This is a genomic window from Streptococcus sp. 9.1 (assembly GCF_016648815.1).
GTDB lineage: Bacteria > Bacillota > Bacilli > Lactobacillales > Streptococcaceae > Streptococcus > Streptococcus salivarius_E.
In genome coordinates this window covers 118,513-129,148 of record NZ_JACLQS010000004.1, presented here as the reverse complement: position 1 = coordinate 129,148, position 10,636 = coordinate 118,513, and the positions used below count along the sequence as shown (strand labels likewise).

Annotated in this window: 9 protein-coding genes; 7 read left to right on the top strand and 2 right to left on the bottom strand. The window is 41.3% G+C overall.

What is annotated here, in order from left to right:
- From H7T93_RS04925 to H7T93_RS04895, 7 genes are all read left to right on the top strand, one after another.
- On the top strand, positions 1–348 hold a 348-nt coding region (locus H7T93_RS04925; protein ID WP_201041643.1), incomplete at its 5' end, for an N-acetylmuramoyl-L-alanine amidase family protein.
- A gap of 119 nt (positions 349–467) precedes the next feature.
- Positions 468–4,181, top strand: coding sequence for a pullulanase (locus tag H7T93_RS04920; protein ID WP_201041642.1), 3,714 nt, complete (start codon positions 468–470; stop codon positions 4,179–4,181).
- A 250-nt stretch (positions 4,182–4,431) separates the two neighbouring features.
- Entirely contained in the window at positions 4,432–5,304 is an 873-nt protein-coding gene (gene efeO, locus H7T93_RS04915) for an iron uptake system protein EfeO (RefSeq protein ID WP_201041641.1), read from the top strand.
- Positions 5,305–5,309: 5 nt separating this feature from the next.
- Entirely contained in the window at positions 5,310–6,515 is a 1,206-nt protein-coding gene (gene efeB, locus H7T93_RS04910; protein ID WP_021144185.1) for an iron uptake transporter deferrochelatase/peroxidase subunit, read from the top strand.
- Positions 6,493–8,178 (top strand): FTR1 family iron permease, encoded by a 1,686-nt coding sequence (locus H7T93_RS04905; protein WP_048790308.1) that lies wholly within the window; start codon positions 6,493–6,495, stop codon positions 8,176–8,178. Before efeB ends, H7T93_RS04905 begins: the two co-directional genes overlap by 23 nt.
- On the top strand, positions 8,165–8,893 hold the full coding sequence (gene tatC, locus H7T93_RS04900) for a twin-arginine translocase subunit TatC (RefSeq protein ID WP_021144182.1): 729 nt from the start codon (positions 8,165–8,167) through the stop codon (positions 8,891–8,893). Before H7T93_RS04905 ends, tatC begins: the two co-directional genes overlap by 14 nt.
- 12 nt (positions 8,894–8,905) lie before the next feature.
- Entirely contained in the window at positions 8,906–9,091 is a 186-nt protein-coding gene (locus H7T93_RS04895; RefSeq protein ID WP_021144181.1) for a twin-arginine translocase TatA/TatE family subunit, read from the top strand.
- A 146-nt stretch (positions 9,092–9,237) separates the two neighbouring features.
- Here the strand turns inward: H7T93_RS04895 and H7T93_RS04890 are convergent, their stop codons facing one another.
- Complete coding sequence (locus H7T93_RS04890) at positions 9,238–9,330, bottom strand: type I toxin-antitoxin system Fst family toxin (RefSeq protein WP_004182539.1); 93 nt, start codon at positions 9,328–9,330, stop codon at positions 9,238–9,240.
- Between the two features lie 160 nt (positions 9,331–9,490).
- Positions 9,491–10,627 (bottom strand): ABC transporter ATP-binding protein, encoded by a 1,137-nt coding sequence (locus tag H7T93_RS04885; protein ID WP_002884983.1) that lies wholly within the window; start codon positions 10,625–10,627, stop codon positions 9,491–9,493.
- Positions 10,628–10,636: the final 9 nt, after the last annotated feature.

Genomic DNA, 10,636 nt, shown 5'->3' with positions numbered 1-10,636 from the left:
AGTTCTGCAGCACAGGGTATTGAGACTTATTATTACCAACCTTATGCAGAATATCCATCACGTATTAATGCGACCTATCATGCTAATCCGACTCGTTTGAGCATGAGTGATACCTTGGCCAATGCCATCCAGTCTAGCTTGATTAATGCGACTGGTGCTCAGAATCAAGGCGTGAAACGTCAAACCTTTGCGGTCTTGCGTGAAACGACAGCGCCAGCAGTCCTTCTTGAACTAGGTTTCTTGTCAAATCCTCAAGAAGCAGCTCGATTGAATACCTCTGCTTATCAGGAGACTTTAGCTAACGCAATTGTGGCAGGGATTAAGCGTTACTATTCTATTTATAATTAATAGATTGAGAGAATCTTATGGTTATCTCTTTTTTAATTTTTAAATAGAGAAAACGCTTGCATAAATGAAAGCTAAATGGTATATTAAAAAACATGAAAACGTTAACAAAAGGAGTTTCTATGAAAAGAAATACTCAAGCTAATGATGGAAAAATCCTTCGTTATAGCCTTCGCAAGTACAAGTTAGGTTTGGCTTCTGTAACCATTGGAGCTATTTTTTTGAGCTTTTCTGCTGTTCAAGTCGTCAAGGCAGATGAAGCAGTATCAACGACCGAATCAAGCACACAGGTAGAACCAGCTGATTCTAGTCTTACTACCAGTGGACTAGTAACTGAAACGCCAGCAGCTCCTGTAACAGCTGAGAATAATTCAGTTTCCAAGGTAAATGAGCCAGTTTCTCTTCCAGAAGAAAATACTAGCCCTACTGAGACTACCAAGCTAACTGAAACTAGCGAAAACACGCCAAAAACAGTAAGTACTAATAATAGTCAAGCTCTTACGAATGCGTCTGAGGATCCTATTGCTGAGGGGACTATTCGCTTGCATTTCCAAGAGTTGCCAAGTCAAGACAAGTCGTCTCTTGGTCTTTGGACTTGGGATGATGTTGAGACACCATCATCTCAGAAAGGTGCCTGGCCGACAGGGGCTACCTCATTTGCTGAAGCTAAACAGGATGATTATGGTGTCTATTTAGATGTGAAATTGTCTTCAACACCTAAAAAACTTAGCTTCTTGATTAATAATGCTGCTGGAACGAACCTTTCAGGGGATAAAGCAGTCGAAATTCTTAGCCCTCAAATGAATGAGGCCTGGATTGACAAGGATTTCCAAGTTTACAGCTATCAACCTATCCCTCAAGACCACGTTCGTATCAATTATTTCCGTACGGATGCTGACTATAGCAATAAGTCTGTCTGGTATTGGGGTGACGTTAAGGATGCTCCAAGCAATTGGCCTGATGGTGTCAATTTCCAACCGAATGGTAAGTATGGTGCCTACTTAGATATTCCACTAACACAAGCGGCAAAATCGATAGGATTTTTACTCTTAGATGAGAGCAAAACTGGAGATGATGTGAAAATTCAACCAAATGATTATAAATTTAGTGACTTGAAAAAATCTCGTCAGCTTTTCGTACGAGATACTGATCCGACAGTCTACACCAACCCTTACTTTGTCAAGGATGTGCGTTTGACTGGGGCTCAGCAGCTTAGTCCAAGCAAAATCGAACTTAGCTTCACCAACTTAGACGAGGTCTCATCTGAGGATATTCTTAAAGACCTTAAGGTGACGGATAAGGATGGTAACAGTGCAACTCTTAAACAGCTTAACTTGGATACTAAACTCAAAAAAGCTACATTAACAGGTGATTTTGCTGCGGAAAATCTGCCTTACAAGGTCACTTTGGGCAATGATAGTTTTAAAACGTCTGAGAGTTGGCAATTGAAGGATGCGCTCTACAGTTACGATGGTGAATTGGGTGCCCGTCTTCAAGAGAATGGTACTAAGGCACATGTGACACTTTGGTCACCAAGTGCAGATCAAGTAGATATCATTGTCTATGATAAGAATAATCAAGACATGGTTCTTGCTGAACATGCTCTAAGCAAAGGACTTCGAGGGACTTGGCAAGCTGACTTGCTTGCGACTGATCTTGGTTTGGAAAACTTAACAGGTTATTTCTATCAATATCGCATTAAACGTGGTGATCAGTCTGTAATCGTTTTGGATCCTTATGCTAAGTCTTTGGCTGCTTGGAATAGTGACGATACCAGCAAGGGACCTGAACACAAGATTGCCAAGGCTGCCTTTGTAGATCCTGCTAATTATGGACCAAAAGATCTTGACTACGCTAAGATTCCAAACTTTAAATCTCGAGAAGATGCCATCATTTATGAGGCTCATGTCCGAGATTTCACCTCTGATAAGGCTATCTCAGCTGAATTGAAACACCAGTTTGGGACTTTCGCAGCCTTTGCAGAGCGTTTGGATTATCTTAAAGATCTCGGTGTTACCCATATTCAGCTTTTACCAGTATTAAGCTACTATTTTGTCAATGAAATGCAAAATGGGAAGCGTTTGGATGCCTATGCATCAAGTGATAGTAACTACAACTGGGGCTATGATCCACAAAACTATTTCTCTTTGACGGGTATGTATTCTGAAAACCCAAGTGAACCAGCTAAACGTATCGAAGAATTCAAGAATTTAGTTGCTGCTATTCATGCCCACGGTATGGGCGTTATCTTGGATGTGGTCTATAATCATACAGCTAAGACAGCTATTTTTGAAGACCTTGAGCCAAATTATTATCACTTTATGGATGCTGATGGCACTCCTCGTTCGAGTTTTGGAGGGGGGCGTCTAGGCACGACTCACTATATGAGTCGTCGTGTCTTGGTGGATTCCATTGCTTATCTTACTAAGGAATACAAGGTGGATGGTTTCCGTTTTGATATGATGGGTGACCATGATGCTGAAAGTATCGAGCAAGCTTATCATGCTGCACGTGCCCTTAATCCAAACCTCATTATGCTTGGTGAGGGCTGGGTGACTTATACTGGCGATGAAAATAGCCCTGTTCAGCCTGCCGATCAGTCTTGGATGAAAGACACAGATACCGTAGCTGTATTTTCAGACGATATTCGAAACACCCTCAAATCAGGTTATCCAAACGAGGGGACACCTGCCTTTATCACAGGTGGCAAACGTGATATTAATAAGGTCTTTGACAATATCAAGGCACAACCAACTAACTTCGAAGCTGATTCTCCAGGTGATGTGATTCAATATATTGCTGCTCACGATAATTTGACCCTTTTTGATATTATTGCCCAATCAATCAAGAAGGATCCAAGCAAGCCTGAGAATAATGCTGAAATTCATCGTCGCTTGCGTCTAGGAAACCTCATGGTATTGACTGCTCAGGGAACACCATTTATTCACTCTGGTCAGGAATACGGCCGCACCAAACAGTTCCGTGATCCTGCCTACCGTTATCCTGTGTCTGAGGACAAGGTGCCGAATAAGTCACATCTCTTAGTGGATGAAAAGGGCAATCCATTTGACTATCCTTACTTTATCCATGATTCTTATGATTCTAGTGATGCCGTCAATCATTTTGATTGGACTAAAGCAACTGATAGTCAGGCATTCCCAGAAAATACGAAAACTCGCGCCTTTACCAAAGGGTTGATCGCCTTACGTAAGTCGACAGATGCCTTCAATTTCAAATCAAAAGCAGATGTAGATGCACGTCTAACGCTATTGACAGTTCCTGGTCAGGACAATGTCGCTCAAGAAGATTTGGTATTGGGATACCAAACTATTGCTTCGAATGGAGACCGTTACCTTGTCTATGTCAATGCTGATAGCAAGGCTCGTCAGTTTGATTTGAGCAAGATTACAAATAGCCTATCCTATCTGGTTTTGGCAGATGGCAGTCAAGTCAATTTATCCGGAATTAGTGAGTTATCAGGTGTTGCAATCAACAATCACATCTTGACCTTGGATCCACTAACAGCGACTATTATTCGTTTGACTAATGCTAAAACACCAACTGAGGCAGTAGATCAGCCTTCTGAAAAGACCGGGTCATTTGGTGGTAAAAATACTGAGGCAACTAAAACAAATGTCAAGGCTTCAGGTAAAGAGGACCTTGTTGGAGATGCTGAACTTGTTAATCGTGATAATGGTCAGGCTAAGACTGAAGCTAGTCATCAGACTGATAAACAACTGCCATCCACTGGTGAAAAGACAAATCGTGGACTCTTTGTAGCAGGTCTGCTAAGTATTCTTAGTCTAGGATTCCTTCGAAAACGTCGTACAAAATAATAAGTAGCAACAGGTTATTTCCTGTTGTTTTTCTTTTATTTAGAATCATTCTTATCTGCTCTTTAGAATAGTTCTTAAATAGCCTAAAACCGTTGACAGTGCTGGTTTCTTCTGTTAGTTTAGATATTGTTCTCTTACATACGAGAGATCATTATTGACTTATCATCGTTCGTTTTTTATTAATGATAAAACGACGATTCACATATATAACGACAAATGTCGAACACTATCTTGAAAATAGGAGACATTCATGAAAAAACTTAGCAAACTTGGTGTTGTTCTTTTGGCATCAGGACTTTTATTGACGGCTTGTGCCAAATCTGGTAATTCAAGTAATTCTAGCTCAACTAGCTCAAAACTCACAGCCAGTGAGCAAAAACAATTGAAGCAGGCCACAAGTGATTACAAGACTTTCGTTGAAGGCGAAATCGATCAGCTTTTGAAAGATACTGAAGGATTCAGTGAAACCCTCAAGTCAGGAAATCTTGAAGAAGCCAAGAAACAATACCCATTGGTTCGTATGGCTTACGAACGTTCAGAACCAATTGCTGAAAGCTTTGGTGAGTCTGACGTGAAAATCGACTACCGTTTGGTTGATTACATGGACGAAAATAAATCAGAAGATGGCTGGTCAGGTTTCCACCGTATTGAGCGTATCATGTGGCAAGACAACACGACTGATGGTACAGCTGCCTATGCAGATCAATTGGTCAACGATATCAAGGAACTCAAGGCTAAAATTGCAACTGTTAAAGTCACTCCAGATATCATGTTGACTGGAGCAGTAGACCTTCTTAATGAAGTTGCTACTCAAAAGATTACAGGTGAAGAAGAAGTCTTCTCACACACCGATCTTTACGACTTCCGTGCCAATATTGAAGGGGCAGAAAAAATCTTTGAACTCTTCAAGCCATTGATTCAAAAGAAAGATGCTAAGCTTGTTAAGACTTTGGAAACAGAATTCAAGAATGTCAATGGTCTTTTGGACAAACACATGATTGATGAGAAAAACTATAAGTCTTATACAGATTTGAGTGAGGCAGATACTAAGGAATTGGCCGAAGCTGTAACTAAACTTGGTGAACCATTATCACAAATGGGTGTTATCCTAGATGGGAAATAAGAAAAATGACTGACGAAAAATTTTTAGATCAAAAAATGGACCGTCGTGAATTTCTTAAAAAAGCAGGTATTGGAGGGGCTGGGCTAGCGCTTGGTCTTTCTGGTGCATCTGCTTTTTTCGCTAATCAGGATAGTTCAACAAAAAAAGCCCTTGATGGGGATGAGGATATTAGCTTCTATGGTAAGCACCAGGCTGGGATTACGACTCCCATGCAGAAGGCTTGCTACTTGGTGGTGCTAGATCTTCACACAACTGATAAAAAAGAAGTGATTCAGCTTTTTAAAGACTGGACAGACTATAGTAGTAAATTGGTCGATGGAGAGCTTGTCAAAAAAGATGGTTCAAATGCCCTCTTACCTCCAACAGATACAGGTGAAACAGTGGGACTCAACCCCTATCGCTTGAGCTTGACTTTTGGTGTCTCGGCTGATTTTCTTAAAAAACTTGGTTTGGAATCTAAACGTCCTAAGCTCTTCCGTGATTTGCCTCCATTTCCAAAGGAGCAGTTGCAGGACAAGTATACGGGTGGAGATATCGTTATTCAAGCCTGTGCGGATGATGAACAGGTAGCCTTTCATGCTGTTCGAAATCTGATCCGCAAAGGTCGTAATAAAATCACCATGAAGTGGAGCAAATCTGGTTTTGCAGCTATCGGAGACCGTAAGGAGACGCCTCGAAATCTCTTTGGTTTCAAGGACGGTACTGCCAATGTTACGACGGAAAAGGAATTCGACAAGGTTGTCTGGACTGATAGTAAAGATTGGATGAAGGGTGGTTCTTATATGGCTCTTCGTCTAGTACAGATGCACTTGGAGACTTGGGATCGTACCAATTTGCAGGAGCAGGAAAACACCTTTGGCCGCTATAAGGAATCAGGTGCTCCCTTTGGTAAGAAAGATGAGTTTGACGAAGTAGATCTGTCAAAACTACCAGTCGATTCGCATGTCCGTTTGGCTAAAGAAGTAGATCTTCCTATCTTACGTCGTTCCTATTCTTATTCTGATGGCATTGATGAGAGAACTGGCCAGTTTGATGCAGGCTTGATTTTCATTGCCTACCAGAAGGACCCAGACCGTTTTGTCAAAATACAGACTAATCTTGGTGCTGTAGACAAGATGAATGAGTATATCACCCATATCGGAAGTGGGCTATTTGCTTGCTTTGCTGGCGTGGAGAAAGGAGGCTACCTTGGTCAAGCACTCTTTGAATAAACTCCTCGTTTTGATTGGACTTCTAGCTCTATTTTGGACCTATCCAGTTGCTGCTGAATCCTATAGTGATCTCTATATCAAAATCACAGATGCAACAACAGCTGTTCAAAGCAAGGATCAAGCAAAAGCTAAGGAATTAGTCGGTGAGATTAAGACTGATTTCGAAACAAAGGAAAATCACGATTCCAAGGCTGGTAAAAAAGTCAGCAAGGCTCTTGATATTAAAGGTGACGTGACAGAAGAGGACCTAACCTCTATCTCGTCAGCCCTTCTTAAATTTGAGAAAGAGCAAAATCCTGTTGACTTGGATGCCGAAAAGGAAAAACTTGAGACCCGTCTCAATCCTTATTTCAAGAACTTACAGGATGCCATTACGGCTAAAGACCTAACTGCGACCCGCAAAACTTACGGCGAATTGAATAATGCTTGGACGCGAAATGAAGCTGTTGTCCGTGACCATAGTACTGCCTACTACGGCAAGATTGAGACGGCCATTTCACTTTTGCGCAGCAGCATTGAGACGGAGCCTACAGATTTCACCAGCATCCAGTCATCCTATGATGATCTCAAGGGTGGGATTGATGACTTTATCAAGGGCGTCCCTCTTGATAGCACAAGCTCAAGTTTAACCCTAAAAGATGGTATTAAGCTCTTGGAAAAAGCTCTCGGTCAATTCCAATCAGGTGATGAAAAAACGGCTGCGGCAACTATGAAGAAGTTCATCACTATCTGGCCAACCATTGAAGGTGACGTGAGCACGACTAACCCAAGCCTCTATACGCGCGTGGAGAGTGAAACACCGGTTATCATGGTTAAGGGGAAAGAAAAAGCTTATCAGGACAAACTGCAAGCCTTGATTACAGACCTATCAGCTATCGATACCAGTGCTTCTTATAATGCCTTTGATGCCATGTTGATTCTCTTGCGTGAAGGGATCGAAGCCCTCCTCATTGTTATGGCCCTTGTGACAACTCTTAAGGCAGCCAAGATGCGTAAGGGTCTCAAATGGGTTTATGGTGGAGCCATTGCTGGTGTTCTTGCCAGCGCACTTATAGCTGTTATCTTACAAGTTGTCTTTCCAGCTGTGACCTCAGGGGCTAACCGTGAAATTATTGAAGGTGGCGTTGGTATCTTTGCAGTTGCGATGATGATTCTGATTGGAATCTGGCTCCACAGCAAGTCTTCAGTCAAACAGTGGAATGACTTTATGGATCGCCAGATGAAGACGGTGACGGCTACTGGAAGTTTTGTATCCATGTTTGCCCTCAGTTTCTTGGCTGTTTTCCGTGAAGGTGCCGAGACCATCCTTTTCTATGTTGGTATTATCCCACGTATCACGACAGCTAATTTCTTGATTGGTATTGCTTTAGCCATTGCAGTTCTTGTTATTATTGCTGTGGCTATGACTAAAGCTAGTCACTATATTAAACCGCATCGTATCTTCTTTATTTTGACTTGGTTGATTTATGCCTTGGCCTTCAAGATGCTCGGTGTCAGCATTCATGCCCTTCAGTTGACTAATATGATGTCCAATCATTTGATTAGTGGTTTCCCAACAATTGATTGGGCTGGTATCTATCCAAGCTGGGAAGTCCTAATTCCACAACTTATCTTTATTGTTATTATTGCCTTTGTAACGGTGAAACAGCATGGCAAGAAGTAAGGACGAGATGACCATTGTTGAGCATCTGGTGGAATTTCGGAGACGTTTTATTGCAGTAGTGTTATGCTTTTTCCTAGTTTTCTGTGTCACCCTATTGTTTGCTGGGGAGCTCTATGCTTATCTGACTAGAGGATTTGATAAGCCCTTATTGGTTCTTGGTCCTAACGATATTCTCTGGATTTACATTAGCTTAGCCAGTCTCATGGCTTTTACGGTCACTTTGCCCTTTACCACTTACCAGATTTGGCAGTTTGTAAAACCTGGTTTGAGGGATAATGAAGCGCGTGCCATCTTTGCCTATATTCCAGCAACTTTTGTCTGTTTTGTATTGGGTTTGGCCTTTGGTTATTATTTTGTGAGTCCAGCTATCTTAGAAGTGCTTTTAAAGCTAGGTGAAGGACTCTTTGATACACAAATTACAGCACAAAACTACCTTAGTTTTTTACTGCATACGACAGTGCCTTTGGCTGTTCTCTTTGAACTTCCCGTAGTTGTTAGTTTCCTAACCTCTATAGGTATATTGACACCAGTATTTCTGACACACTATAGACGCTATGCTTACTTCATTCTCTTGGTATTGGCAGTCGTTCTGACACCAGCCGACTTTATTAGTGACTTGGCCATGACTGCTCCCTTAATCTTACTCTATGAAGTTAGCGTAGCTCTTAGTAAGCTCATTTATAAACGTAAACAAAGAAAATATAAAGATAAATAGAAAGGAGATTTCATGGGAATTCTACGTGATATCGGAGCTCCAGGACTTATCATTATCGTCCTAGGAGCCCTCCTCATCTTTGGTCCTAAACGCTTGCCAGAACTTGGACAATCTATCGGTAAAATGTTAGCAGAATTTAAAGCAGCGGTAAATAAGACTGATGATAAAAAAGACGAAGAAGACAAGACTAAAGACTAAGATCTCTATCTAAAGGTTATCTTCAAGTTTCTTGACAATTCTAAGCTTTTATGACATAATACACTTGTATTGAATAGTAAGTCTATATCATAGGCAAGAAAAGACCCCAAGCTAACTTCCACATAAGCTCGGGGTCTTTTTTAGCACTATCTATCCTTGTTTAACCACTTGTCGATCAGACGAAGGATAACACCGACCACAATAGGTCCGATGATAGTTTTGAATAGTAAATCCATCATAGGCAAACTCACCTCCCTTCGTAGGCGGTGTCGAGGTGCCAAAGGATATTATATCATAGATTGAAAGAGATATGTTTAGTGAGTGATAGGAAGTATTAGTTAGAATGTAGGTTAATCATGCCAAACAAAAAATCAGCTCAAGAGGGCTGATTTTTTTATCTTACAAACTGATACGTTTTTCTGTTTCAGCGTCGAAGAAGTGACCTTTAGCAACGTTGAAAGTAAGGTTAACTTTTTCACCTGGATTATGGAAGTCACGCGCATCAACACGGGCAGCAAACTCAGTTTCTCCAAGTTTTAGGTAAAGCATTGTTTCTGCACCAAGAAGCTCTGAAACGACGACTTCAGCATCTACATTGGCATCTGGATAAACTTCTTGAACAATTGGACGGCTTGAAACATCCTCAGGACGGATACCAAAGATAACTTCCTTGCCTTGGTAACCTGTTTCTTTCAAGATTTTAGCTTGACCCTCAGAGATTGCAATATCCAAACCTTCAGAGTTAGTGATACGGTTACCATCAACCTTAACATTGAAGAAGTTCATAGCAGGACTTCCGATGAATCCAGCAACAAATTTATTAGCTGGCTCATTATAAAGTTCTTGAGGGGTACCAATTTGTTCGATACGACCGATAGTACCAGAACCATCAGGGTTTTTAGTAGAACTCATGATAACGATACGGTCAGCAAGAGTCATGGCTTCTGTTTGGTCGTGGGTAACATAGATGGTTGTTGCGCCAATATTACGAGTAATTTTAGCAATTTCAGCACGCATGGTCACACGAAGCTTAGCATCCAAGTTTGAGAGAGGTTCATCCATGAGGAAGACTTTAGCATCACGAACGATGGCACGTCCCATAGCTACACGCTGACGTTGACCACCAGAAAGGTCTGCCGGCTTACGATCTAAGAACTCAGTCAATCCAAGGCTAGCAGCAGCTTCACGCACACGTTTGTCGATATCGTCTTTTTTATATTTACGAAGTTTAAGACCAAAGGCCATATTTTCATAAACAGTCATGTGTGGGTAAAGTGCGTAGTTTTGGAATACCATGGCAATGTCACGGTCTTTTGGTGATTTGTCATTAACCACTTCACCATCAATATAGAGTTTACCTTCAGTGATTTCTTCAAGACCAGCAACCATACGGAGAGTTGTTGATTTACCACATCCTGAAGGACCTACGAAAACGATGAATTCCTTGTCTTTGATGTCGATACTAAAATCTTCAACAGAGTAGTGAGTTGCATTTGGGTATTTTTTGTAAATTTTATCCAGTTTAAGAGTTGTCATATCATTTAT

Excerpts from the sequence above, each read along its gene's own strand:
- H7T93_RS04920 (WP_201041642.1), top strand. The coding sequence starts at position 468 with ATGAAAAGAAATACTCAAGCTAATGATGGAAAAATCCTTCGTTATAGC.
- efeO (WP_201041641.1), top strand. The coding sequence starts at position 4,432 with ATGAAAAAACTTAGCAAACTTGGTGTTGTTCTTTTGGCATCAGGACTT.
- efeB (WP_021144185.1), top strand. The coding sequence starts at position 5,310 with ATGACTGACGAAAAATTTTTAGATCAAAAAATGGACCGTCGTGAATTT.
- tatC (WP_021144182.1), top strand. The coding sequence starts at position 8,165 with ATGGCAAGAAGTAAGGACGAGATGACCATTGTTGAGCATCTGGTGGAA.
- H7T93_RS04895 (WP_021144181.1), top strand. The coding sequence starts at position 8,906 with ATGGGAATTCTACGTGATATCGGAGCTCCAGGACTTATCATTATCGTC.
- H7T93_RS04890 (WP_004182539.1), bottom strand. The coding sequence starts at position 9,330 with ATGATGGATTTACTATTCAAAACTATCATCGGACCTATTGTGGTCGGT.
- H7T93_RS04885 (WP_002884983.1), bottom strand. The coding sequence starts at position 10,627 with ATGACAACTCTTAAACTGGATAAAATTTACAAAAAATACCCAAATGCA.